Source organism: Azospirillum sp. TSH64 (assembly GCF_003116035.1).
GTDB lineage: Bacteria > Pseudomonadota > Alphaproteobacteria > Azospirillales > Azospirillaceae > Azospirillum.
The window spans coordinates 6,492,765-6,518,675 of sequence record NZ_LGQW01000015.1 but is presented as its reverse complement, the minus strand read 5'-3'; the positions used below and the strand labels follow the sequence as shown (position 1 = coordinate 6,518,675).

19 protein-coding genes are annotated in these 25,911 nt (G+C 64.3%); 5 read left to right on the top strand and 14 right to left on the bottom strand.

Annotated elements, in window-relative coordinates:
* Nucleotides 1-147: 147 nt before the first annotated feature.
* The 5 genes from TSH64_RS30795 to TSH64_RS30775 all read right to left on the bottom strand — a co-directional run bounded on the left by TSH64_RS30795 (nucleotide 148) and on the right by TSH64_RS30775 (nucleotide 9,321).
* Nucleotides 148-3,336, bottom strand: a complete 3,189-nt coding sequence (locus TSH64_RS30795) for a multidrug efflux RND transporter permease subunit (RefSeq protein ID WP_109450898.1) — start codon at nucleotides 3,334-3,336, stop codon at nucleotides 148-150.
* 88 nt (nucleotides 3,337-3,424) lie between these two features.
* On the bottom strand, nucleotides 3,425-4,588 hold the full coding sequence (locus TSH64_RS30790; RefSeq protein WP_098736866.1) for an efflux RND transporter periplasmic adaptor subunit: 1,164 nt from the start codon (nucleotides 4,586-4,588) through the stop codon (nucleotides 3,425-3,427).
* 4 nt (nucleotides 4,589-4,592) lie between these two features.
* On the bottom strand, nucleotides 4,593-5,354 hold the full coding sequence (locus TSH64_RS30785; RefSeq protein ID WP_109450896.1) for an alpha/beta hydrolase: 762 nt from the start codon (nucleotides 5,352-5,354) through the stop codon (nucleotides 4,593-4,595).
* 185 nt (nucleotides 5,355-5,539) lie between these two features.
* Nucleotides 5,540-7,696 (bottom strand): DEAD/DEAH box helicase, encoded by a 2,157-nt coding sequence (locus TSH64_RS30780; RefSeq protein ID WP_109450895.1) that lies wholly within the window; start codon nucleotides 7,694-7,696, stop codon nucleotides 5,540-5,542.
* Entirely contained in the window at nucleotides 7,693-9,321 is a 1,629-nt protein-coding gene (locus tag TSH64_RS30775) for a Hachiman antiphage defense system protein HamA (protein WP_109450893.1), read from the bottom strand. The genes TSH64_RS30780 and TSH64_RS30775 overlap by 4 nt, the downstream gene beginning before the upstream one ends.
* A gap of 402 nt (nucleotides 9,322-9,723) precedes the next feature.
* Between TSH64_RS30775 and TSH64_RS30770 the strand changes: the two genes are divergently transcribed.
* The 3 genes from TSH64_RS30770 to TSH64_RS30760 all read left to right on the top strand — a co-directional run bounded on the left by TSH64_RS30770 (nucleotide 9,724) and on the right by TSH64_RS30760 (nucleotide 13,073).
* Nucleotides 9,724-11,061 (top strand): solute carrier family 23 protein, encoded by a 1,338-nt coding sequence (locus TSH64_RS30770; RefSeq protein ID WP_109450891.1) that lies wholly within the window; start codon nucleotides 9,724-9,726, stop codon nucleotides 11,059-11,061.
* Between the two features lie 151 nt (nucleotides 11,062-11,212).
* Nucleotides 11,213-11,920 carry a hypothetical protein gene (locus TSH64_RS30765; protein WP_109450889.1) on the top strand — a complete coding sequence of 236 codons (708 nt, stop codon included), beginning with the start codon at nucleotides 11,213-11,215 and terminating at the stop codon, nucleotides 11,918-11,920.
* Nucleotides 11,921-12,089: 169 nt separating this feature from the next.
* A complete protein-coding gene (locus tag TSH64_RS30760) occupies nucleotides 12,090-13,073 on the top strand; it encodes a LysR family transcriptional regulator (RefSeq protein WP_109450888.1) in 984 nt (327 codons plus the stop codon).
* Nucleotides 13,074-13,076: 3 nt separating this feature from the next.
* Here the strand turns inward: TSH64_RS30760 and TSH64_RS30755 are convergent, their stop codons facing one another.
* The 8 genes from TSH64_RS30755 to deoC all read right to left on the bottom strand — a co-directional run bounded on the left by TSH64_RS30755 (nucleotide 13,077) and on the right by deoC (nucleotide 22,287).
* Nucleotides 13,077-14,729: an FGGY-family carbohydrate kinase gene (locus TSH64_RS30755; protein WP_109450886.1), complete on the bottom strand. Its 1,653-nt coding sequence runs from the start codon at nucleotides 14,727-14,729 to the stop codon at nucleotides 13,077-13,079.
* 12 nt (nucleotides 14,730-14,741) lie between these two features.
* Nucleotides 14,742-15,665: a ribokinase gene (rbsK, locus tag TSH64_RS30750; RefSeq protein ID WP_109450885.1), complete on the bottom strand. Its 924-nt coding sequence runs from the start codon at nucleotides 15,663-15,665 to the stop codon at nucleotides 14,742-14,744.
* Between the two features lie 15 nt (nucleotides 15,666-15,680).
* A complete protein-coding gene (locus TSH64_RS30745) occupies nucleotides 15,681-16,766 on the bottom strand; it encodes an aldose 1-epimerase family protein (RefSeq protein ID WP_109450884.1) in 1,086 nt (361 codons plus the stop codon).
* A 38-nt stretch (nucleotides 16,767-16,804) separates the two neighbouring features.
* Nucleotides 16,805-17,797 (bottom strand): ABC transporter permease, encoded by a 993-nt coding sequence (locus tag TSH64_RS30740; protein ID WP_109450882.1) that lies wholly within the window; start codon nucleotides 17,795-17,797, stop codon nucleotides 16,805-16,807.
* A gap of 12 nt (nucleotides 17,798-17,809) precedes the next feature.
* Nucleotides 17,810-18,787, bottom strand: coding sequence for an ABC transporter permease (locus TSH64_RS30735; RefSeq protein ID WP_012977088.1), 978 nt, complete (start codon nucleotides 18,785-18,787; stop codon nucleotides 17,810-17,812).
* A gap of 11 nt (nucleotides 18,788-18,798) precedes the next feature.
* Nucleotides 18,799-20,301: a sugar ABC transporter ATP-binding protein gene (locus TSH64_RS30730; RefSeq protein WP_109450881.1), complete on the bottom strand. Its 1,503-nt coding sequence runs from the start codon at nucleotides 20,299-20,301 to the stop codon at nucleotides 18,799-18,801.
* 84 nt (nucleotides 20,302-20,385) lie between these two features.
* Complete coding sequence (locus TSH64_RS30725; protein ID WP_109047330.1) at nucleotides 20,386-21,432, bottom strand: autoinducer 2 ABC transporter substrate-binding protein; 1,047 nt, start codon at nucleotides 21,430-21,432, stop codon at nucleotides 20,386-20,388.
* A 183-nt stretch (nucleotides 21,433-21,615) separates the two neighbouring features.
* Nucleotides 21,616-22,287: a deoxyribose-phosphate aldolase gene (gene deoC, locus TSH64_RS30720; protein WP_109450879.1), complete on the bottom strand. Its 672-nt coding sequence runs from the start codon at nucleotides 22,285-22,287 to the stop codon at nucleotides 21,616-21,618.
* Between the two features lie 274 nt (nucleotides 22,288-22,561).
* On the opposite strand from deoC, the gene TSH64_RS30715 reads away from it, so the two are divergent.
* Complete coding sequence (locus TSH64_RS30715; protein WP_109450878.1) at nucleotides 22,562-23,329, top strand: DeoR/GlpR family DNA-binding transcription regulator; 768 nt, start codon at nucleotides 22,562-22,564, stop codon at nucleotides 23,327-23,329.
* Nucleotides 23,330-23,338: 9 nt separating this feature from the next.
* Here the strand turns inward: TSH64_RS30715 and TSH64_RS30710 are convergent, their stop codons facing one another.
* Nucleotides 23,339-24,286 carry a LysR family transcriptional regulator gene (locus tag TSH64_RS30710; RefSeq protein ID WP_109450877.1) on the bottom strand — a complete coding sequence of 316 codons (948 nt, stop codon included), beginning with the start codon at nucleotides 24,284-24,286 and terminating at the stop codon, nucleotides 23,339-23,341.
* Nucleotides 24,287-24,409: 123 nt separating this feature from the next.
* Here TSH64_RS30710 and TSH64_RS30705 point away from each other — a divergent pair, with 123 nt between their 5' ends.
* The gene (locus TSH64_RS30705; protein ID WP_109450875.1) at nucleotides 24,410-25,906 is read left to right on the top strand and encodes a form I ribulose bisphosphate carboxylase large subunit; all 1,497 of its coding nucleotides are present in this window, start codon (nucleotides 24,410-24,412) and stop codon (nucleotides 25,904-25,906) included.
* The last annotated feature ends 5 nt before the right edge of the window (nucleotides 25,907-25,911 follow it).

Genomic DNA, 25,911 nt, shown 5'->3' with positions numbered 1-25,911 from the left:
GAATCCCCTCTCCCCCCGGGGAGAGGGTTAGGGTGAGGGGGACGCACCGCGAGGATTTTCAAAGAAAACGGAGCGCCGGCACTGACACCGGCGCTCCGCAATGCATCCCCCTCACCCCGACCCTCTCCCCGGGGGGAGAGGGAGGTATCACCCCATCTTCCACTCCGCCGGCTGCACCCCGCCTTCCGCCGGCGCTTCCACCCGACGCTCCGCTCCGGCCAGCTTGCGCAGCAGCACGTAGAACACCGGGGTCAGCACCAGACCGAACAGCGTCACGCCGATCATGCCGGCGAACACCGCCACACCCATGGCGTGCCGCATCTCGGCGCCGGCCCCGCTGGAGGTGACCAGCGGCACCACGCCCATGATGAAGGCGATGGAGGTCATCAGGATCGGCCGCAGCCGCAGCCGGCTCGCCTCGATGGCCGCCTGCACCACGCTGCGTCCCTCATGCTCCAGTTCGCGGGCGAACTCGACGATCAGGATGGCGTTCTTCGCCGACAGGCCGACCAGCACCATGAAGCCGATCTGCGTGAAGATGTTGTTGTCGCCCCCGGTCAGCCACACGCCGAACAGGGCGGACAGCACGCTCATCGGCACGATCAGCAGGATGGCGAGCGGCAGGGTCAGGCTCTCGTACTGTGCGGCCAGCACCAGGAACACCAGCAGCACGCTGATCGGGAACACCCAGAGGCCCGCATTGCCGACCAGGATCTTCTGATAGGTCAGGTCGGTCCATTCCAGCTTGACGCCGCGCGGCAGCACCTCGGCCGCGATGCGCTCCGCCGCCGCTTCCGCCTGTCCCGAGGAGAAGCCGGGCGCCGGCCCGCCATTGACGTCGGCGGCGGTGAAGCCGTTGTAGCGCACCACCATCTCCGGCCCATAGCCCGGCTGCACCGTGACCAGCGACGACAGCGGCACCATGGTCCCCGCCGCGTTGCGGGTCTTCAAGAGCCCGATGTCGTCGGCGGTGTCGCGGAAGGGCGCGTCGGCCTGCACCCGCACCTGGTAGACGCGGCCGAAGGCGTTGAAGTCGTTGACGTAGAGCGAGCCCAGATAGATCTGCATGGTGTCGAACACGTCGGCGACATTGACGCCCAGCTGCTTGGCCTTCACCCGGTCGAGATCGACGTCCAGCTGCGGCACGTTGATCTGGTAGGCGGAGAAGGTCGGCCCCAGCTCCGGCGTCTGCGCCGCCCGCTTGACGAAGGCGTTCACCGCCTCGCTCAGCGCCTCGTAGCCGAGGTTGCCGCGGTCCTCCAGCTGCATCTTGAAGCCGCCCAGCTGCCCCAGTCCCATCACCGGCGGCGGCGGGAAGATGGCGACGAAGGCCTCCTTCAGCCCGGCATAGCGCTGCTGCAAGTCCATGGCGATGGCGCCGGCCGACAGCGACGGATCCTTGCGCTCGGCAAAGGGCTTCAGCGTGACGAAGACGATGCCGGCGCTGGACGAGTTGGTGAAGCCGTTCACCGACAGGCCGGGGAAGGCGACGGCGCTCTGCACGCCGGGACGCTTCAGCGCGATGTCGGTCATCTCGCGGATCACCGCCTCCGTCCGGTCGAGCGAGGCGCCGTTGGGAAGCTGGGCGAAGCTGATCAGATACTCCTTGTCCTGCATCGGCACGAAGCCCGACGGCACCGAGCGGCCGAGCAGCACCGTGGCGCCGATCAGCAGCGCATAGACCGCCAGCATGACGCCCTTGCGCCGCACCACCCCGCCGACGCCGCGGCCATAGCCCTCCGACGCCCGGTGGAACACCCGGTTGAACAGCCGGAAGAAGCCGCCGAACACCCGGTTCATCGCACGGGTCAGCCAGTCCTGCGGCTCGTCGTGGCCGCGCAGCAGCACAGCCGCCAGGGCCGGCGACAGGGTCAGCGAGTTGAAGGCGGAGATCACGGTGGAGATCGCGATGGTCATCGCGAACTGCTTGTAGAACTCGCCGGTCAGGCCGGTCATCGCCGCCAGCGGCACGAAGACGGCGACCAGAGTCAGCGCAATCGCGATGATCGGGCCGCTGACCTCCTGCATGGCGCGGATGGTGGCATCGCGGGCCGACAGGCCGGACGCGATGTTGCGCTCGACATTCTCGACCACGACGATGGCGTCGTCGACGACGATGCCGATGGCCAGCACCATGCCGAACAGCGACAGCGCGTTGATCGAGAAGCCGAAGGCCAGCAGCAGCGAGAAGGTGCCGACGATGGAGATCGGCACCGCCAGCAGCGGGATGATCGACGCCCGCCAGGTTTGCAGGAAGACGATCACCACCAGCACGACCAGCGCCACCGCTTCCAAGAGCGTGTGGATGACGGCCTCGATGGAGGAGCGGACGAACTGCGTCGGGTCGTAGACGATGGAGTAGTCGACGCCGTCGGGCATGTCGCCCTTCAGCTCCGCCATCACCTTGCGCACCTCGTCGGAGATGGCGAGCGCGTTGGCGTCCGGCGTCTGGGTGATGCCGAGCGCCACCGCCGGCTTGTTGTCGAGCAGCGAGCGCAGCCCATACTGCGCCGCGGCCAGCTCCACCCGCGCCACGTCGCGCAGCCGGGTGACGCCGCCCTCATCGCCGGTCTTCAGCACGATGTCGCCGAACTCGTCGGCGGTCTTCAGCCGGCCGCGCGCGTTGATCGACAGCTGCATCGGCACGTCGGGCAGCGAGGGCGAGGCGCCGATCACGCCGGCCGCCACCTGGACATTCTGTTCGCGGATGGCGTTGACCACGTCGGTCGCGGTCATCCCGCGCTGCGCCACCTTGCCGGGGTCGAGCCACACCCGCATGGCATAGTCGCCGGCCCCCCACACCTGCACCTCGCCGACGCCGGAAATGCGGGTCAGCCGGTCCTTGACGTTCAGCACCGCGTAGTTGCGCAGGTACGTCATGTCATAGCGGTCGTTGGGCGACAGCAGATGGACGACCATGGTCAGCGTCGGCGAGCTTTTCACCGTGGCGACGCCCAGCCGCTGCACGTCGGACGGCAGCCGCGGCATCGCCTGCGCCACGCGGTTCTGCACCAGCTGCTGCGCCTTGTCCGGGTCGGTGCCCAGCTTGAAGGTCACCGTCAGCGCCAGGTTGCCGTCGCTGTTGGCCTGCGACTGCATGTAGAGCATGCCTTCGACGCCGTTGATCTGCTCCTCCAGCGGGGAGGCGACGGTCTCGGCGATGACCTTTGGATTGGCGCCGGGGAACTGCGCGCGCACCACGACGGACGGCGGCACCACCTCCGGATATTCGGAAATCGGCAGGCGGAAGACCGCGATGGCCCCCGCCAGGAACAGAGCCACCGACAGCACGCCGGCAAAGATCGGCCTGTCGATGAAGAATTTCGAGATGTTCATCTGGGGTCTCCCAGGCTGCACGCTCCCCATCCCTCCCCGCATTTCGCGAGGAGGGTTAGGAAAGGCGCACACCCGTCTTGTTCGTGTCTTAGCGGGCCGCCGTCTGGGTTTTCTCCGTCCCCATGGCGACCGTCTTCGGCGTCACCGCCATGCCCGGCCGGGCGTGCTGCATGCCGTTGACCACCACCTGCTCGCCGGCCGACAGCCCCGCCGTCACCACGCGCAGCCCGTTCTGCAAGGTGCCGAGCTTCACCGGCCGGTATTCCACCTTGTTCTCCGCCGTCACCACCAGGACGAACTTCTTGTCCTGGTCGGTGCCGATGGCGCGGTCGTCGACCAGCAGCGCGTCGTAGGGCTTGGTGCCCCCCACCTTCACCCGTGCATAGAGCCCCGGCACCAGCGTGCCGTCGCCGTTGTCGAAGCGGGCGCGCACGCGGATGGTGCCCGACACGCTGTCCAGCCGGTTGTCGACATGCTCGACCATGCCCGACCGCGAATACTCCTCCTCGTTGGCGAGGCCGAGCCGGACCGGGATGGTGCCCGAATCGCGCATCGGCGCGATGTGGCGCAGATAGGTCTGCTCATCGACGTCGAACGACGCATAGATCGGCGACTGCGACACCAGCGTCGTCAGCGGCTCGGCGGCCGCACCGGCGGCCACCACATTGCCGACCGTCCGTTCCGCCCGCGACACCCGGCCCGACACCGGCGCCGTCACCCGCGTGTAGCCGAGATTGAGCCGCGCGATGTCCAGCGCCGCCTGCGCCGCCTTCAGGTTGGCCGCCGCCTCGCGGGCGGCGTTGTCGCGCTGGTCCATGGTGCTGCGCGAGATGGTGTCGTCGCGCACCAGCTTCTGCGCGCGGTCGAGGTCGGCGACGGTGAAGCGCACCCGCGCCTGCGCCGCCGCGACCTGCGCCTCGGCCCGCGCCACCTCCGCCTCATAGGGGCGGGGGTCGATGGTGAACAGCACGTCGCCCTGTTTCACCAGCGCGCCGTTGCGGAAATGCACGGCGACGATGGTGCCGGGCACCTGCGGCCGGATGTCGACGCGGTCCACCGCCTCCAGCCGGCCGGAATAGGACTGCCAGTCCGTCACCGGCCGGGCCAGCACGGTGGCGACATCCACCTCGGCCGGCGGCGGGGCGGGCGAGGCGGTTTGCGCTTCGGCCGGGCTTCGCAGGGTGACGGCGCCGGTCAGCGCCGCCACGGAAACACCGGCCGCGATCAGAAGGGAAAGTGTCTTGCGGGACATGACGTTACCTGCTGCTTGAAGTGTCGGGACGGGCGCCGGTCAGGCGGCGCCGGAAGAAATCGGCCGCGGCGGCCAGCGCCGGCGGGTGGTTGGCGAGGCCGGCATGGCTGACCCCGGCAAAGCGGGTGACCTCGGTCGGCACCCCGGCGTCGATCAGCCGGGCGGCATAGCTTTCCGCCTCCGGCCGCAGCACGTCGTTCTGCGCCGTGGCGATCAGGATCGGCGGCAGCCGGCCGAGCCGGCGCGATTCCAGCGGTGCCGCATAGGGATGCAGCCGCAGCGCCGCCTCCGGCAGATAGGCGCGGTAACAGCGCGCGCAGTCCGTCACGCTGCCTTCGCCGTCCCCCACCCGCGTCAGGCTGGGATCGAGCATCGGCCCGAACAGCGCCTGCGCCGCGATCTCCGGCCCGCCGCGGTCGCGGGCGAGCAGGGTGAGCGACACCGCGACATGCCCGCCGGCATCGTGGCCGGCGACGCCGAGCGGCCCGGCCCGCTCCGCCAGCCACACCGCTGCGGCATGGGCATCCTCGATGGCGGCGGGGAAGGGATTGGCGGGGGCCAGCGCATAGCCGACGGCGACCACCAGCGCCGGAATGCTCTCCGCCAGCGCCGTCGCCGTGATCTCCACCTCCTCGACGGAGCCGGAGGTGAAGCCGCCGCCATGGAAATACAGCAGTCCGGGCAGCGGCCCGGCAACCGCGGGCCTGAACAGGCACAGCGGAACCTTGCGACCCTCCACCGTCAGCGACGTGCGTGAACGTTCCATCCCGATCCGGCGACCAGCGCCCCTCCTGCAATGCGGCAAGAGCGATAATGTGCAGGTGCACGGGTGGGATAAAGCCGCTGCGGCTGGGAACAGAATTCAGCCGGGACGAACAATCGCGGCGGGGTGGCGGTGGCTGTTTGTGGGGGATGGGCTATTCGGGTGGGAGCGAATTTCAGAAAAGTAGGTTAGAGGATACGTGATGGTAGCGTAGCCCTCACGTCACTTATAATTTCGCATTCGAAAGGGTGAAGCTTCGTGAACTGGCCGGTTTCAACCGAAGCGACGAGGGCAAGGGCTTGATCAAGGGACATTGGTTCTACGTTTGACGGCGCTAAACGGCGGGCGGTTTCTGGCGGGATCCCATACTCGTCCAGCGCAAATAGCCCTGCATTCATGAATAGGCTTTCGGCTCTGGCGGCGAAGTAAGTGTAGTCACCCACGACTCTCCGACCGGCACGACGGAGAATTTCTGCTTGTATGTGGTTAATGGCCATCAAGCTACGTGGAAAATTATAGCCGATATAGCGCCGCATAAATTGCAGTGATTGTTCGATAGAATCGCTAACTGATTGGAAGAATGCTTTATTAGCGACTCTGTGATCTATGTAGCTTCTAAAGCTGGCAGCGTGACTTAGGCGATCGAGTTCAGCCTTCAATCCCACTCCGGCTGTGATACCGTACCGGGTGAGCGCCGAGCCATCAAGATGGGCATAAATTAGTTCGCAAACCGTTAGAAGTTGATGTGGTTTGGGAATGCCAGACCAGACAAGGGAATCTTCTAAGAGAACCAAATCACGGGATATATGAGCATATATTGAGTATTGACTATCAAGCGGAACATGCCGGTTCAGCCGCAGCGTTTCCATAGATAATGGGCTATCGAGCGCAACACGGCCAAGTCTCTCGCGTGAGATAGGTATCAGATCCGTATCATCGAGCTCGAGAATGAGCGAAATTGGAGTTTTTTCGTTCTGCTTACCAACAGCAACATCGATTGAGACCATCGTTTCAGATGGAGGTTTTTCAAGAACAAAAACTTTGCCGATAAAGTATTTTCGCATCCGGCCAGCCCGACCAGCGATGTTACGAAATGTAAAACTGTCAAATCCTGTCGTCTTTACCCGTCTGTCGTAGATAACCACATTCTCAGCAACTGTATTAATTCCTTCGATTAGCGTAGATGTGCAAATGATGAATTTAATATCACCAGCGTCGAATGCCCTCACCATGTACTGCTGAATGGCTCTTGGCACGTTACCATGATGGATACCGATTCCATAACGCAGAGCTCGCGTCAGGATCCATTCTTCAGGAAATTCCTGCTTCAGCCAACTTACTGCCAAGTCTGTAGCCGGAGTGGGTTCAAATTCACCGTGTTCTAAAAGATACTCAGCTAAGTTCGCAGCGCGAGGAGGGGACTGGCAGTAGATAAGAGTTGGGCTCTTCAAATCGGCACACAACTCGACCAATTTTTCTTTTCGCTCGTCGCTGTTATCAGGAAAATCGAAATAGACAATGTCAAGAGCAACAGTAGAAAATTCGGAAGGAACGAAGACATGGTTATAACTTTGAGCCAGCCCTCCGACCGCACTAATGTGCGGGCCGATAAGATAAAATTGTGCTCCACCGCGTGCAAGATTATGAAATATTAAATTAAGGTCAACTGCCCGCTCGGTATCCTTTTCTTTAATATCAAGTTTGTAAAATTCGTCTATAACAAAAAATTCAACTTTTGATATATCGGGACGAGCTAAGGCACGCTCCTGCGTAAGAACAAAAATCACTGGCTGCTGGAAATCGGGTTTTTGGCTGGGATGAGTAACTATTTTATGAGTGGCGGAGAATCTCAACCCAAGGCGACGGCGTGTTTCATCTATCAAAGCAATGGTCGGAACGATAATGGCGATGACCTTATGCTTTTGCGATGCAACAATAGCATCAACGATCAGGCTTTTACCGACACTGGTCGTTGCGCTGAGTACAACATTTCTCCCAGCCATCAGATCTCGGAATATCTGTAGTTGGAGAGTATGAAATAAGTATTGCTCACCAGGTATTGGTGCTTTATGTGCTTCAAGGATGTAGTAGTCACCAAGTGACTGGTTATGTGCCTTGTCCGCGTAAGGCATAAGGCCAACCGCCCGAACTAATCCATCTAAAAGCCCATGAAAGTCCGGGCGAAGATGATCTTTGATTGCCAAGGCTCTGATAACTAACTCTCTAGCAATCGGCTGAGATTCAATATCATTAGATAGATTGCTGATGCCTTGAAAGGCATCGAACGTATCCTCTGGTGAAAAACGTCCAGAGGATAAAAAAACCTTTATCTGTTCAATGTTCACCGGACGCTCCGTAAAGTAGATTCAAATGAAATGGCAAGGCTTTTAGCGCATTCAATCGGAACGAGAAATATATGTATTCGCATATCACGGAATTCTGGTTCCAGATTACGCTTGAGGCTATCATAAATTTCTTTTGCTTCCTCAGTTATTCCATTTAGATAGTCATCCACATAGCCTTTTGATAAAACGTCGCTGTCGTAAGCAATGAGAATTGGTATATGTAATACAGAAAGAAGATCATCAACCTTCCCGTTTGGATGCATAGATCGTCCCAGATCATGGTGGCTAAGATGTACCGAATGACGAAGCTGGATGATTGCCTTTCGTTCGCGTTTAAGAACCTCTTTCTCGAGACTTGATCTCAATATCTGAGAAATGGCTGTCAGAATTGAGTCTCTATCGTCGGCTGTGGCGATCCGAGTCTGGCCAAGCCAAAGCTGGTCGCCCTGCGGGTCCGTGATGATATGCGCGCTGGTAAACGTAAGAAAGCCGGCGGTCAGATGGAAAATTTTACAAGCAATGGGCTCGGATTTGTGATGGTGGCGTAGTATCGCATGCAGCATCAAGTCTGAAAGAAGTGCTTGAGGAGTAAGTTGACCATGGGAGTCGCACTCCTCAATAGCTTTTGCGAGAACCGTTCTGGCGGAAAGATGGTCAAAGGTCGCGAGTGTGACAGGGGGCAGAACAACTTCTGGTATCCAGTCAATCAAGTAATCTATTAATTCTTGACGGCGCCATTCACCGCCGTCGTACTCAGCGTCAAAAGCAGAGAGCGCGCGATTAAGCATTGGCTCATCTATTTTGCAAAAATTTGAGAAAAATTCGTCGGTTTTAATCCGGTAGACTTTCAATATTGCGCGTGATGTCGCCATGTATTCGCCAATTTGTGCGTGCCACCATTTTAAAGCAGCATCTCGAGGAATGCATTTTTCATCCGGAGTTGAGACTCTCGAGGCGTCACCTGCATCGATAACGACATTGAGCAATCGCTCATAAGTTGTATTAATCTCGTTGTAGGTTGGGCGCTCTCCATCACGCCCGGCTAGTTTGAGCAACGCGAGTTGGTTCCGCTCTATTAGCCGTTCAATGTTTTGCTCAACTTGCCAGTAAAGCCGGTTCGCCCAATCAATCAACGAACGCCCATTTTTCGATTTAAACGACGGGTGTTTCGCCGAAAAGCTTCTGACCGCAGCAGCGATTACGTCGGGAATATTGGCGCGGCTTTCTCGCGAAATTTTAAAACTAGCAAGATTTCCATAGGGCTCACGGATTGTAACTAGGCGAAATAGTGGCTCCTCTTCGTACCTATCACAGTCAAGAGACCGCTCAGCGATTGATGTGCCTGCGCGTCCGTCGGTGCGACTCACCAAATCGGTCACAGTCCATTTCTTATCGCCGTCTGTCGTTTTAACCTGGACATACTCGTTGGCCTTCTTTCCATCGATGATCCAGCGGACAGTGATGTCGTCGGCTGTCTCGCACTCCACTTGTAGGATAGCGGGTGAGTTGAGCATCTCGATGACGAAGCTTGCTGCAACGTGGTCCTGATATTTTTGACCTCGGCGGCTAGCCACAGCACCCGCGTCGGAGGCGCTTACCGGATCAATCAAGCTCTTCGGTGGCATGGGTATCTATATTAGTTAATATAAATGTCTACAATGAACCTTTTTATCGCTGATGGGTAGTGGATTTTATCGGTAGGTCTCTGCTGGAGCGGATGTCTGGAGCGGTAGCATCTGGCAGGGAGATCGTGTAGGCCACAAATTCCAGCTGAGGTCGCCTGAGCGGTGCACACTCGAAGCTATTTCCAATCAAGTGGCTCATCTTAGTATTTAGCTACTACACATTTTGGTGCCAAAAAGATTGGGCGACCGGCCCCGGCATCCGCCGGCTCCCCCTGAGTTCGCCCCTCTTCCACCCCACACCGCACAAAAATGTAGCGCAACGCCTGCGCAAACGCCAAAAAGCGGGCGACCAATCACCCACCGGCACCGTTGCCGTTCCACCCCTCTTCGGACAAACCCTCTATGGCAGATTTCTTCCCGCGCTGGCCGCTCGCGACCGGCCCCGTCGTCCAGCCGGACGAGCGGCTTCCCTGGGGCTCGACCCTGACGCTCGGCGTCCAGCATCTCGTCGCCATGTCCGGCTCGACCATCCTCGGGCCGCTGCTGATGGGGTTCGATCCGAACCTCGCGGTGCTGTTCTCCGGCATCGGCACCCTGCTGTTCCTCGTGCTCACCGCCGGGCGGGTGCCGAGCTATCTGGGATCCTCCTTCTCCTTCATCGCCGTGGTCATCGCGGTGACCGGCTACAGCGGCCAGGGGCCGAATCCGAACATCGGGCCGGCGCTCGGCGGCATCATCGCGGCAGGATTCGTCTATGTCCTGATCGGCCTGCTGGTCAGCTACACCAGCACCAATTGGATCGAGCGGCTGATGCCGCCGGCGGTCACCGGCGCCGTCGGTGCCGCCATCGGCCTCAACCTGTCGCCGGTCGCGGTCAAGGGCATCGAGGGGACGGGGCCGCACATACTCGTCGCCCTGTTCACGCTGCTCGCCACCGCCGTCATCGCGGTCTACGCCCCGCTCGCCATCCGCCGGGTGTCGATCCTCGTCGGCATCGCCGCCGGCTATGTCTTCTATCTCGTGCTCGCCAACGGCATGGGCCTGCTGCCGCCGGTCAGCTTCGCCGAGCTGGACGCCGCCCCCTGGTTCGGCATGCCTGCCTTCCGCACGCCGACCTTCGATGCCGGCGCCATGGCGCTGGTCGCTCCCATCGCCTTCATCCTCGTCGCCGAGAATCTCGGCCACATCAAGGCCATCGGCGCCATGACCGGGCGCAACCTCGACCGCTACATCGGCCGCGGCTTCATCGGCGACGGCATCGCCACCATCTTGTCCGGCAGCGGCGGCGGCACCGGCGTCACCACCTATGTCGAGAACATGGGCGTGATGGCGGTCACCCGCGTCTTCTCCACCCTGATCTTCGTCGTCGCCGCCGTCGCCGCCATCCTGCTGGGCTTCTCGCCGAAGTTCGGCGCCCTGCTGCGGACCATCCCGGCCCCGGTGCTGGGCGGGCTGGCGACCGTCGTCTTCGGCCTGATCGCCGCGGCGATGGTGCGGCTGTGGGTCGACAACCGCGTCGATTTCTCCGATCCGCGCAACCTCATCACCGTCGGCGTGACGCTGGTGCTCGGCGCCGGCAACTTCACCGTCACCGCCGGCGGCTTCTCCATCGGCGGCATCGGCACCGCCACCATCGCCGCGCTGGGCCTCTACCAGCTGCTCGGCATCGGCCGGGCGCGCGAGGCCGTCCGCACCGGCTCCGGGCCTGCCCCCCAACCTGACCGCGCGACGCTCCACTGAGGGCGAGACACCCCGCGCCGCCGCCCTCCCGGCCCTTGCCGGGGACGGCGGCGGCGCACCCGTCCTCGGGCTTTTTACAAAAACTCTCCATCAAAGGACTGAAGTCCCATAGGCTCTCCGCAATTGTCTTTTCCTCTTGCGGAGCCTCGCCATGCCTCTCGATCCCCGCAGCTTCACCACCGAGAATTTCCCCCGCTGGGCGGAGGAGCCGCCGACGCCGTCCGAAGGCGCGTTGGTCCCCGGTTCGCAGTTCCACGAGGAACAATGGATCATGGCCGCCGGCATGCTGGCCCGCGGCAACAGCTTCCTTCAGGTCTCCCGCGCCATGGGGTGCAGCCGCACCACGCTCTGGCGCGCCTATTACGGCTCCAAGGATTTTCGTCACAGGGTTTGGTGGGAGCGGCAGGCGCTGAACCGCGAGGCCGAACTGCGCCTGTCCTCGCTGCGGGTGCTGGTGGCCGAGCAGATCGAGCGGCTGGTCACGTCGGGCGACCCCGCCACCGTGCGCTGGCTGGCCGAGCGGCTCGGCCTGTTCGCTGGCCTCGACCTGCCTGCTGCCAAGCAGCAGGACGCCAACCCCGACCGGCCGGCCGACCCTCCTCCGGCCCCGAAGCCGGCCCCCCGTCCTGACGACCCGCCCGCCGTCACCGTCCCCGAACTCGACGACGACATCCCCGGCGCCCTGCGCGAGCGCTGCCCGCCCAACCCGGCGATGGTCGCCGCCGTCCTGGCCCAGCCGGAGGCGGCGGGACCGAAGGGCCTCTTCCCCTACACGCTCAACCAGTATGAGGAGTACCCCAACCTCAACCCCGGCCCGGTGAGCCGCCGCGCCATCGGTGCCTTCTCCGGCCGGCGCTAGATGGAACAGCCGCCGGAAAGCGTTCCACGCCGTTCCATCCCGCCGCGCCACACCCACCACCCTTGATCCGCGACCGCCCGATTGCTATTCGGCCGTCTTCGGCGGACACTCTCCCCATTTGCGGGAGGCCCCATTTGCGGGAACCGCGATTGATAAGGACGGGGTCCGTATGGACAAGCTGCATGCGATGCGCGTCTTCATCCGGGTGGTCGAGGCGAACAGCTTCTCGAAGGCGGCGGAAACGCTGGGGCTGCCGCGCGCCTCGGTGACGACGACCATCCAGAACCTGGAGGCGGCGCTGGGCGTGCGCCTGCTCCAGCGCACCACGCGCAAGCTCAACCTGACACTGGACGGTGCCGCCTATCTGGAGGGTGCCAGCCGCATCCTGTCGGAAATCGACGAGATCGAATCCACCTTCACCAGCGCCCGCAAGACGCCGCGCGGCCGGTTGCGGGTGGACATGCCGGGCTCCATCGGCCGGCTGGTCATCATCCCCTCGATCCACGAATTCCACGCCAAGTACCCCGACATCGAGCTGATGCTGGGGCTGGGCGACCGGCCCATCGATCTGGTGCAGGAGGGGGTCGACTGCGTCGTCCGCATCGGCGAGCTTGCCGATTCCAGCCTGCTGGCCCGCCGGATCGGCGCCATGCAGCAGGTCACCTGCGCCAGCCCGGCCTATCTCGCCGAGCATGGCGTGCCGAAGACCATCGAGGATCTCGAACGCCACATCGCGGTGAATTATTTCAGCAACCGCACCGGGCGCAACCTCGACCTCAGCTTCCGCCGCGACGACGAGGTGGTCGACATCGCCATGAAGGGCGTCATCTCGGTCAACGACGCCGACGCCTATGTCACCTGCGGGCTGGAAGGGCAGGGCATCCTGCAGCCCGGCCGCTTCATGGTGCTGCCGCACCTGCGCAGCGGCGCCCTGCGCGAGATCCTGCCGGACTGGCGGCCGCCGCGGATGCCGATCTCCGCCGTCTACCCGCAGAACCGCCATTTGTCGCCGAAGGTGCGGGTCTTCGTCGACTGGCTGGCCGAGCTGTTCGAGCGCTGCCCGCTGCTCCAGGGCGAGGATCTGCCGGGCGACCTGTGCGAGCAGCAGAAAGCGCCGATGGAGCGGGAGGGGGCCTGCGAATGCGTGATGTGAGGCTCAGCCGGCCGTTTCCATCGCCGTCTCCATCAGCGCCCGGTACGCCATCTGGTCCTCGTGCATCCGCAGGAACACGGCGTATTTGGCGTCGTGATAGGCCCGCAGCGGCCCCTCGGCCGGCGTGATGCGGCGGCCGGCGCGGCTCATCCCGGCCATGCCGGCGGCAATGTCGGGAAAGGCGCCGCCCGCCACCGCGCCCAGCACGGCCGCACCCAGCAGCACCGCCTCCGGCTCCTCCGGCAGGACCAGGGTGCAGCCGGTGGCGTCGGCATGCGCCTCCAGGAACACCGGGTTCTTGGTGCCGCCGCCGCAGGCGAGGATGGTGTCGATGGCATAGCCGCGGTCATTCATCGCCGCGACGATGTGCCGGGTGCCATAGGCCACCGCCTGCACCGTCGCCAGATAGAGCAGCGCCAGATCCTCCAGCCCGTCCGACAGCCGCAGCCCGGCGATGGCACCGCGCAAACCGGCATCGGCCCGCGGCGAGCGGTTGCCGTGGAAGTCGGGCAGCACATGCAGGTCGCGGGTCAGCATCGCCACCGGCCCGCCGCTCCGCTCCGCAAGATTCGCCAACTCCTCGTTCAGCAGCTGGTAGATTGTGGTGCCGCGCCGCTGGGCCTCAAGGGCAAGCTCGCCATGGCGGGGATGGCCCTGCACCACATGGTCGATCAAGGCCCCGGTCGCCGACTGTCCGCCCTCGTTCAGCCACAGCCCCGGCAGCATGGCCGAATGGTAAGGGCCCCAGACGCCAGGGATGAAGCGCGGGTCACCGGGACTCATCACCATATGGCAGCTCGACGTGCCGCCGATCAGCGCCAGCCGCCGGTCGAAATCGACTTGGTCCGAGCCGTCGAGCGGCACCCCGATCACCCCGATCCCGCCTGCATGGGCGTCGATCATCGAGGTGCCGACCGCGATGCCCGGCGTCAGCCCTAGCTCGCGCGCCGCCTCCGCGGTCAGCCCGCCTGCAATGGCGCTGCCGACCTCGCCGACCTCGGTGCCGATGCGGGCATGCCCCTCATCCACCAGATCGCCGAGCCCGATGGCGCGGAGATAGCCGTCGTCCCAGCGCCCCTCATGCCCCAGATAGGTCCATTTGCACACCAGAGAGCACAAGGACCGCCGCGCCGACCCGGTCGCCCGCCAGGTCAGAAAGTCCGGCAGGTCGAAGAAATGGGCGGCCCGGCTCCAGCTCTGCGGCATCCTCTCCTTCAGCCACAAGAGCTTGGGCGTCTGCATCTCCGGCGACAGCCGCCCGCCGACATAGCGCAGAACCTCATGGCCGCCGGCATTGATGCGGTCGGTCTGCCCGATGGCGCGATGGTCCATCCAGACGATGACGTTGCGGGAATCGTCGCCCTCCGGATCGACCGTCACCGGCCGCCCGGCGGCGTCCAGCACCACCAGCGAACAGGTGGCGTCGAAGCCGATGCCGACCACCTCCGGCCTTTCGGCGCAGGCGGCCAGCGCCTCCTTCACAGCGGCGCAGACGGCGGCCCAGATGTCGTCGGAGGACTGCTCCGCCCACTCCGGATCGGGCTTCCACATCCGGATCGGGCGGGAGGCGGCGGCCAGCCGGCGGCCGGCAAGGTCGAAGATGCCGGCCCGCGCGCTGCCGGTCCCCACATCCACCCCGATCACGGCGCGTGTCATGGCATGTCCCCTTTACAGGCTGGCGCAGAAGGCCTCGAACGCCTCGCGGCTGGCGTAGGATTTCTGGGTGCCCGGCCGGGTGATGCTGTCGGCGGCATAGCGCACCGCCTTGTGCAGCGCGGCGTCGAGGTCGCGGTTCTCGACATAATAGCGGGCGAAGCTGCCGATGAAGGCGTCGCCGGCCCCGGTGGTGTCGACCGGCGTCACCCGCACCGGCTCGATCCGCCGGGTCTCCTCGCCCTTGGTCACCAGCAGGGCACCGCGGGCGCCCAGCGTGACGATCACCGTGCGGATGCCGCGCCCGATCAGCGCGCGCGCCGCCGTCTCGGCCTCCGCCTCCGAATTCACCGGCAGTCCGGAGATGGTCGCCAGCTCGGTCTGGTTCGGCACCAGGAAGGTGACCTGCTCGATCCGCTTGGGGTCCAGATCGGTGGGGGCCGGGGCCGGGTTCAGTAGGGTCTCGATGCCGTGCCGCGCGCCAAACGCGATGGTGTGGTAGATCGTCTCCAGCGGGACTTCCAGCTGCATGACGATCAGGTCGCAGCCCTTCAGATCCTCCGCCGCGCGGTCGATGTCGGCCGGCGACAGCAGGGCGTTGGCGCCCTTGATGATCAGGATGCTGTTCTCACCCGACGGCTCGACGAAGATCGGCGCGACGCCGCTGGAGGTGCCGGGCACCCGCTCGACATAGCGGGTGTCGATGCCGGACTCCTCGAAGTTGCGGATGGTGTTGTCGGCGAAGATGTCGTCGCCGACCTTGGTGACCATCATCACCTCGGCTCCCAGCCGGGCGGCGGCGATGGCCTGGTTGGCGCCCTTGCCGCCGCAACCCATCTCGAAGCGCGGCGCCTCGATGGTCTCGCCGGGGCCGGGCATGCGGGCGGTGTAGGTGATCAGGTCGACCATGTTGCTGCCGACCACGGCGATCTTGCCCATCTTCGGTTACTCCTTTCACAGCGCCCGGATGGCGCATTCCTCGGCTTCGGCCTCGTCGGCGGTCAGGTAGCCCAGCCGCACCGAGAAGCGCCGCGTCTCGCCGCCCTCCAGCGTCTGGACATTGCCCTTCGCGCTCTCCGCCTTGTAGCCCTCCGGCTCGCAGGTGGATGGCAGGGCGAAGGCGCAGACCTTCTGGTCGCTGTTGACCAGCACCCAGCGCACCGTCTTGGGGAACTCCCGTGTGCTGTAGGCGATGTGGAAGGCATCGCCTTCCCGCCTTCGCATCATCACCGCGGTGCCGCCCTCCTCGTCGGTGCGCAGGCCGCGGATGTAGAAGACCTGTTCCGGGTCGTAGCGTCCGGGCTCGTCCAGCACCTCCATCACCGCCGGATCGCGGGCGAGGTCGGACAGCAGCGCGTCATAGGCCGGGCTGCGCGGCACATGGGCCGGCACCACCGTGCGCACCGCCGTCGCCTCCGGCGTGAAGGGAGCGGGCTGGACGATGCGCGCACCCTCAGCGAAGGCGAAATTGACGTGGCACATGTACATCAGGTCCATCGCCGCACCCGACAGGTTCTCCACCACCATCGCGATGTCGAACAGGGCGGAGCCGGGGCGCAGCACCACTCGCGGCCGGGCGACGTAATGGGCGCCGAAGCCCATCACATACTCGCGCCGGCCGGTAACCGCCATGTAGGGGCCTTCGTCGTCCTCTCCCACTTCCAGCCCGGCATCGTCCATCGGGGCGCAGGGCATCTCGCCATGCAGGAGGTGGCTGTCCTGCGGGCCGGGGCAGCCGTTGCGCAGCAGCCCGGAATGGAAGGCGAAGCAGCCATAGGTACCGACGATCTCGCTGGCTGGGCGCGGCATGTCGAACATGTTCGACATGGTCAGGTCGACGCCGTCGAACACCGCATCCCACACCATCTGGCCGTAATAGGGCAGCACCACCAGATGCCCGCGCCGGTTGGACAGCCGCACCGCCTCGATCCCGCTGTCGTAGCGGAACAGGCTGGCGGTCATGCCGTGCGCCTCGACGACCGGTCGCTCGGCCTCGCCGAAGAAGCTTTTGCGGAAATGGATTGCGGTTCGGACGCTCATGGGATTTCCTCCCTAACGAAAGCCGGCCTGGAAACCGGCTAGCGGGTGCGGTTCTTGTAGGCGTTGATGGCGATGACCAGCAGAAGGAACGCGCCCCAGATGAAATCGATCAGGTGGTTGGAGAAGCGCAGGATCTGGAAGCCGCTCGACAGCAGCATCAGCGCCGCCACCGCAATGGTGATGCCCAGCACCGTGCCGCGCCCTCCCGCCGGGTTGGTGCCGCCCAGCACGGCGATCAGCACCGCCTGCAGCAGGTACGAGGTGCCGTAATCCGACTTCGCCGCGTTGGTCCGTCCCGACAGGATGATCCCGGCGACCGAGGCCAGAACGCCGGTCAGCATATAGCTGTACAGCACCATCCGTTCCCGCTTCAGCCCGGCGAACAGCGCCGCCTTCGGGTTGGTGCCGATCAGCATCAGGTTGATGCCGAGCGCGGTGCGGCTCAACACGAAGGCGATCAGCACGGCGATCACCGCGAACAACACGAAGGGCGTCGCCAGTCCCAGGATTTTACCGTTGCCGAGGAAGGCCCAGGCGGTGGGGAAGCCGACGATGGCCGGCCCGCCGGTCAGCACGATGGCGAGCCCGGTGAAGACCTGCCCCGTCCCCAGCGTCGCCAGGATCGGCGTGATGCCGAGGCGCGTGATCAGCAGTCCGTTGACCGTCCCCGCCGCCAGCCCGGTGCCGAGCGCGATCACCCCGCCCAGCAGGACGGTCAGGATGCCGGCGTCGGCGATGCCGGCGGCGCCGGCCATCTTGTGGAACAGCACGCCGGCCAGGATGCCCGACAGATTGGCGACCCCCACCACCGACAGGTCGATGCCTCCGGTCAGCATGGCGATCATCATCGCGATGGAGAGCAGCCCCAGCTCGGGGAAGATGTAGGTGATCGATTCGAAATTGTAGTAGCGCAGGAACTTGTCGGGGCTGAGCGCCGTCATCACGGCGAAGATCAGCACCGTCATCACCAGAAGCTGGACGATGTTGTTGTCGCGGTTGATCAGGCTGCGGATGTTCATTTGCGTTTTCATGCTTCCGCCTCCTCACGCCGCCCGGCGGCGGTCGCGCCACGCCGACAGGGCGGTCGCGGCGATGACGATCAGACCTACGACGACGAGCTGCCAGGTGGTGTCCACGCGCATGATGATCAGGCTGTTCTTGACCATCACCAGCATGAAGACGCCGAGCATGGTGCCGAGCACGCTGCCGCGCCCGCCGAAGATCGACGCTCCGCCCAGAACCACCGCGGCGATGACGTCCAACTCAAGGCCCACGAAGTCGCGCGGGTTGGCGAGCCAGATCATGCCGCTGTGCAGCAGCCCAGCGAAACCGGCCAAGGCACCGGCGACGCAATAGATGAAGAAGATGGTCTTGCGCAGGTCGAAGCCGGCGCGCCGCGCCGCCTCCGGATCGCCGCCCAGCGCATAGGCGCTGCGGCCGATCATGGTGTAGCGCAGCACCAGATGCATGGCGAGCGCCAGCCCGAGATAGATCAGCACCATCGCCGTCAGGCCGTAGGTGGTGCCATCGGCCTTGGTGACGCTGACCACGTCGGTGCGGGCGAAGTCGATCAGCGCCGTCGGCATCTTGTTGATGTTGATCATGCTGGTGCCGACGACGCCCAGCAGGAAGCCGCGCACCATGGCGCTGGTGCCCAGCGTCACGATCAGCGGGATCATGCGGAACTTGTAGACGAAGAAGCCGTTCACCGCGCCGAACGCCAGCCCCATCAGGGTGGCGGCCAGCAGTGGCAGGACGACGCCGTTGTAGCCCAGCGCCAGCATGCCCTTGATCGTCAGATACATGGCCGCGACGGCGAAGGCCGGGAACGACACATCGATGCCGCCGGAGATCAGCACCAGCAGGACGCCCATCGCCATGATGCCGATGATGACGTTGCTGCGCATCAGGCTGAACAGATTGTCGAGCTGCCAGAAGGCGGGGTTGATCGTGCCGATGAGGACCATGGCGAGCAGCAGGATGCCCGCGATGACCGTTTCCGACCGGCGGAGCAGGGCCATCGGTTCCTCCCTCAGGTAAAGGTCTTGAGCCGGTCGCTGACCGTCTCTTCGGTGACGGCGGCGGCGGGCAGGTCTTCGATGAAGCGCCCGCGATGCATCAGCACGATGCGGTTGCAGTTCTGCACCAGCTCCAGCACGTCGTCGGAGATCATCAGGACGGCGAGGCCGTGATGCTGCGCCAGCTCCCGGATCTTGGCGTGGATTTCCGCCTTCGACCCGACATCGACGCCGACGGTCGGGCCGTTCAGGATCAGCACGCGGGCGTCGGTCAGCAACCAGCGGGCCAGCACCACGCGCTGTTGGTTGCCGCCCGACAGCTGCATCACCGGCTTCTCGGCGGTCGGCGTGGCGATCTGCATGGCGCGGACCATGCCCTGCGTCATCTCCTCCGCCCGTTCACGGTCGATCACCAGCTTCGGCGCCAGCCGCTCGTAGGAGGTGGCGAGCATGTTGCGCTTGATGCTCTGCGGCAGGAACAGCCCTTCGGTCAGCCGGTCCTCCGGCACATAGGCGATGCCGGCGGCGATGGCCTCCTGGGTCGTGCGCAGCCGGACCGGCGCGCCGTCGATCAGGATTTCGCCTTCATAGCGCGGGGCCATGCCGAACAGGGCAAGGGCCAGATCGGTACGGCCGGAACCGAGCAGGCCGGACAGCCCGACGATCTCGCCCGGCCGGATGGCAAGGCTCAGATCCTCGCATTTGCCGGGCACGGTCAGGCCGCGGATCTCCAGCCGGGGCACCGGCGGCGGGCCGGGCGGCGGGGTCCAGACATAGGGTTGGTTGAGGATGTCGCCACCGGTCATGTGGCGGGTGATCAGCGCCTCGTCGAAGTCGCCGGTCGGCCCCTCCGCCACCTTGCGGCCGTTGCGGATCACGGTGATGCGTTCGCTGATCTCCAGCATCTCGCGCATCTTGTGGCTGACGAACAGGATGGCGATGCCGCGCGCCTGGATGTCGCGGACGATGCGGAACAGGGTCTCGACCTCCTTGCGGGTCAAGGCCGTGGTCGGCTCGTCCATGATGATCAGGCGGGCATCCGACATCAGCGCGCGAGCAATGGCGACCAGCTGCTTGCCGGCGGTCGGCAGCGAGGCGACCTCGGCATCGAGGTCAAGCTCCACGCCAAGCCGGTCGACCGCCTCGCGGGCGATGGCGCGGGTGCGCCGCCAGTTCATCAGGCGCCGCTTCTCGCCGAGATGGACGTTCATCGCCAGATTCTCGGCGACCGTCAAGTTCCCAAACAGGGAGAAATCCTGGTAGATGACCTGGACGCCGTGGGCGATGGCCTCGATCGGCGACATGTCGGGCATCGTCTTGCCGTCGATCAGCAGCTCGCCGCCATCCGGCTGATAGACGCCGGACATGATCTTGATGACGGTGGATTTGCCCGACCCGTTCTCGCCGGCCAGGCAATGGATCTCGCCGGGCTTGATGACCAGCGACATGGCGTCCAGCGCCACGACGCCGGCAAACACCTTCCGGATGTTCCGGAGTTCGATGAAACCGTCCGACATGTCTTCCGCCCGGCGGTTCGAGGAAAGGGTGAAGATGCGGGGGCCGGCCGCCGTTTCCGGCCGCCGGCCCCCGCCTTCAGATCATCAGAAGTCGTAGGAGCCCATGTTCTCCTTGGTGACGCCGACCCAGCCCTGGCCGTACAGCAGGTTGGCCTTGGCCCCCTGCGGCGTGGTCAGGGCGGTGTAGCCCGGCAGGCCCAGGTTCAGGCCGGCCTTGATCTGGTCCTTCTTGCCGTCCAGAGCCATCACCGCCAGCATGTTCATGGCATAGCCGGCGACCGCCGGATCCCAGAACTGGATGTACTGAATGTCGCCCTGGGTCAGATACTGGCCGGCGACCGAGACCAGACCCGTGCCGGAGAAGAACAGCTTGTTCTTCAGGCCGCGTTCCGCCACCAGACGGCCGGCTCCGGCCGAGGTCGGCATCGGACCGCCGACGATGCCCTTCAGGTCGGGGTAGGTCGTCAGGACTTCCTTCAGCTTGTTGTAGTCTGTGTTGGCGTCGTCATAGGTCTCCAGACGGTTGGTCACCATCTGCATCTTCGGGAAATGTTCCTTCTGATAGGCGACGGCGCCGTCGATCCACTCGTTCTGCGACTTCGAGGTCAGGCTGCCGACGGTGCAGACATACTTGCCCTCGCCGCCCATCGCCTTGCCCAGCACTTCCATCAGCTTGGCGCCGTAGGCGAAGTTGTCGAAGGCCTCCAGCACATAGTCGGCGTTCTGGATGTTCGACGCCTCATGCGCGATCACCACGATGCCGCGGTCGCGCGCCTTCTTCAGCACCGGCTCCACCGCCTCGACCGAGAAGGGGACGATGGCGATGGCGTCCACGCCCTGGGCGATCAGGTTTTCGACCAGCTGGACCTGCGCCGCTGCGTCGGCTTGGCTCGGCCCCACCATCCAGGTGTCGTGGCCGGTGTCGCTGGCGAACTGCTTCACGCCGTCGCGCATGCGGTCGAACCAAGCGATGCCGTCGACCTTCACCACGGTGGCGATGGTATATTTCTTCTTGGTGGCGTCGGACTTCAGCGTCTTGACGGCATCCGGGGTCGGAACCGGATCGGCGGCCATCGCCGGCCCGGCGACCAGCGACGCGGCGACGATGAGCGAGGACAGCAACTTCTTCATGTCGGCGTGACTCCCATGAGAGGCGATGAGCGCCCTGCGGTGGGAAAAATCCTCGACCCACCGCCGACGCCGGGGTGTTTGCCACCCGCTGCGCGTTCCGTTTTTGATGATGCCGTGCCGGGTGGGACGGACGGAACTCCCGCCCGACCGGCACGCTGTATGGCGTGTGCGCCGCCGGCGGAATCAGCCGCCGATGATCGCCACGCTGGCGCTGGCACCGATGCGCGAGGCGCCGGCCGCGATCATGCGGCGGGCATCCTCGGTTGTCCGCACGCCGCCCGACGCCTTGACGCCCATGCCGTCGCCGACGGTGCGGCGCATCAGCGCCACATCCTCGGCGGTGGCGCCGCCCCCGGCGAAGCCGGTGGAGGTCTTGACGAAATCGGCCCCGGCCTCCTGCGACAGGCGGCAGGCCAGCACCTTCTCCTCGTCGGTGAGCAGGCTGGTTTCGATGATGACCTTCAGCAGGGCGTCGCCGCAGGCCCGCTTGACCTGGGCGATGTCGTCGCGGACCTCGGTTGTCCGTCCGGCTTTCAGCAGGCCGATGGGGATCACCATGTCGACCTCGCGGGCGCCGTGGCGGACCACCCACTCGGCCTCGTCCGCCTTGATCGCCGTGGGATCGGCGCCGAAGGGGAAACAGATGACGGCGCAGGGCGCCACCGGCGATCCGGCCAACCGTTCGGTCACCAGCGGGATGAAGATCGGGTTGACGCAGACCGCCTTGAAGGCGTGCGCGCGCGCCTCGTCGCACAGCCGCTCGACCTCGGCGGGCTGGGCATCGGGGCGCAACAGGGTGTGGTCGATGAATGGAGCCAGACCGGCCGGCTCCGCCGGAACGCTGGGTATCGGCATCTTGGTCCTCCCGGGGAGCCCCTTGTCCTTGCAGGCTCTCCTCGATTGTCGCCGGGATGCCGACACCGCTGCCAAATCCGTTGCGATGTTAACATCCTAACATTTTCTGAAAGGATAGTTTCACGCTGTCGCGCGCTGTGTCAAGATCAATGCACGCGATTGTGATCCTGACCACGGCCCTCCTGTTCAAGGCTTTGCGCCATTGGGATTAACCCTTCTGGATTGTAAGGTGCAGCCGCGGTCAAAAAGGGCGGAAACGGTGCGGAATGCGGACATGTCGATGAGAAAGGCCGAGCGTCTGAACAGGTTGCAGTCCGCCCTGGATGCCGGTGGCTATCTTCGGCTGAAGGATGCGGCGCGGCTGCTTGGCGTCTCGGAAATGACGGTGCGGCGCGACATCGCGTCCTGTGCCGGACGGTTCGCCTATCTCGGTGGCTATATCGCCGGCGGGCTGGAGAGCGCAGGCGGCATGGGCTACATCCTCGATCGCGAGCGGGATGCCCATATCGAGATGAAGCGCGCCTCCTGCGAGGCTGCGGCAAGCCTGCTGAAACCGGGCGAAACGGTCTTCATCGATTGCGGCACCACCACCACCCATCTCGCCAGCCGCATTCCGGCCGACAGCCAGATCACCGTGGTCTGCTACGCCATGAACATCGCGGAAATCGTCTGCAAAAAGCCCGGCGTGCGCGTGGTCATGCTGGGCGGCCTTTACCACGCCTCCTCGGCCTCCTTCTCCAGTCCGGAATCGCTGGAGATGCTGCGCGGCATCGGCATCAACACCGCCTTCATCTCGGCCGGCGGCGTCCATGAATCGCTGGGGATCAGCTGCTCCAATTTTCACGAGGTGGAGATCAAGCAGACCGCCATCGCCAACGCGGTGACCAGGGCGCTGGTCATCGACAGCAGCAAGTTCGACCAGGTCAAGCCGGCCTTCTTCGCCAAGCTCGACAATTTCGACTTCCTGTGCTGCGACGACGGATTGGATGCCGCAAGGTCGGAACGGTTAGCCGCTGCCGGGGTGCGCATCGTGCCGGCCTGAGGCCAGGGCTCAGGTGCTTGGCGCCAGCGCGCGATGGCCGGCATGAAGGCTGTCGATGATCGCCTGACCGCGTTCCAGCAGATAGCTGCGCAACTGCGCGTGCACCGGCAACAGCGGCAGGCTGCGGCGATGGGCGATGTACCAGGACCGCATCAGCGGCAGTCCCTCCACCTTCAGCTCCCGCAGCATGCCCAATGCCAGTTCCAGGTTCACCGTATGGCGGGACAGCAGGGCAACACCGATTCCTGCCATCACCGCCTGCTTGATCGTCTCGTTGCTGCTGGATGTCATGACGATGCGCGGGGAGAAGCCCTGGCCCTGGAAATAGGCATCGGTCAGCGCCCGCGTGCCGGCCCCCTCCTCCCGCGCGATGAAGTCGCTGTCGGCCAGGTCGGCCAGGCGGAGTGTCGGGGCCTTGGCCAGCGGATGGCCCGGCGCACAGATGATGATGCTGGGATGGCGGGCGAACGGCTCGGCCAGCAATTCGTCGGCGTCCAAAGGTCGGCCCATGATCGCAAGATCGACCTCGCCCTTCGCCACCATCGCATTCACCTCCCGCCGGTTGCCATCCTGGAGATGGATGGAGACGCCCGGCCGCTCCGCCTGGAAGCGGGATACCATATGCGGCGCGATGTATTTGGCGGTGCTGACCAGCCCGATGGTGACGTTGCCGCCGGTAACCCCCTTCAGCGCCTGCATTTGCCGGTCCGCATTGTCCAGAGCCTGGAGGATCAGCGTCGCGTGTTCCAGCAGGTCGCGCCCCGCCTCCGTCAAGACGACGCCCCGGCCAACCCGTTCGAACAGCGGAAAGCCGCAATGCCCCTCCACCTGCTTGATCTGGAACGAGACGGCGCCGGGCGTCAGGCCGAACCGCTCCGCCACGCGGGCGAAGGACAGGCTGCGGGCGGCAGCGGTGAAGATCTGGAGCTGGCGCAGCGTTGCATGCTGAATGGTCATCGGCTGGTGCCATTCACGAGGAATACCTAACCATACTGTGCTGTATATTTGAATTTTCCTCAATAGTGCGTAGGGCTAACATTTTCATCGAACGAACCGAACGTCACCGACGAGGTGAAGGCGATGAATTACGTATCGACGACGCTTTCCACCGATCAGACGGCAGTCGACAGGGTGGTTGGCGACCCCAAGGCCCGCTACCGGTCCGGCGTGTTGAAATACCGTCAGATGGGCTATTGGGAGCCCGACTACGAACCGAAGGCCACCGATGTTCTGGCCGTTTTCCGCATCACGCCGCAGGATGGCGTCGATCCGGAGGAAGCGGCGGCGGCGGTCGCCGGCGAAAGCTCCACCGCCACCTGGACCGTGGTGTGGACCGACCGCCTGACCGACTGCGAGCGCTATCGCGCCAAGGCCTTCCGTGTCGATCCGGTGCCCGGCACGCCCGGACAGTATTTCGCCTACATCGCCTATGAACTCGACCTGTTCGAGGAAGGGTCGATCGCCAACCTCACCGCATCGATCATCGGCAATGTCTTCGGCTTCAAACCTCTGAAGGGGCTGCGGCTGGAGGATATGCGAATTCCCATCGCCTATCTGAAAACCTTCCAGGGGCCGGCGACCGGCATCGTGGTGGAGCGCGAAAGGCTGAACAACTTCGGCCGGCCGCTGCTGGGCGCCACCATGAAGCCGAAGCTGGGCCTGTCCGGCCGCAACTACGGCCGGGTGGTGTACGAGGCGCTGAAGGGGGGGCTCGACTTCACCAAGGACGACGAGAACATCAACTCGCAGCCCTTCATGCATTGGCGCGACCGCTTCCTCTACTGCATGGAAGGGGTGAACCGTGCCACTGCCGAGACCGGTGAAATCAAGGGCACCTACCTGAACGTCACCGCCGCCACCATAGAGGACATGTACGAGCGCGCCGAGTTTGCCAAGGAACTGGGCAGCGTCATCATCATGATCGATCTGGTGATCGGCTACACCGCGATCCAGTCGATGGCGAAATGGGCGCGCCGCAACGACATGATCCTGCATCTGCACCGCGCCGGCCATTCCACCTACACCCGGCAGAAGAACCACGGCGTGTCCTTCCGCGTCATTGCCAAATGGATGCGCATGGCCGGCGTCGACCACATCCATGCCGGCACCGTCGTCGGCAAGCTGGAGGGCGACCCCAATGTCATCCGCGGCATCTACGACACCTGCCGTGAGGCCCATGTCCCGCAGAATCTCCAGCACGGCATCTTCTTCGACCAGCCCTGGGCCGGTTTGAAACGGATGATGCCCGTGGCGTCCGGCGGCATCCATGCCGGGCAGATGCACCAACTGCTGACCTATTTGGGCGAGGATGTGATCCTGCAATTCGGCGGCGGCACCATCGGCCATCCCGACGGCATTCAGGCCGGGGCAACCGCAAACCGTGTCGCTCTGGAGACGATGGTCAAGGCCCGCAACGAGGGCCGCGACCTCTGGAACGAGGGGCCGGGCATTCTGCGCGAGGCCGCCCGCTGGTGCGCCCCGCTGCGTGCGGCGCTCGACACCTGGAAGGACGTGACCTTCGATTACGCCTCCACCGACAGCGTCGATTACGTCCCCACTCCCACTGCGGCGATGTGAAGGAG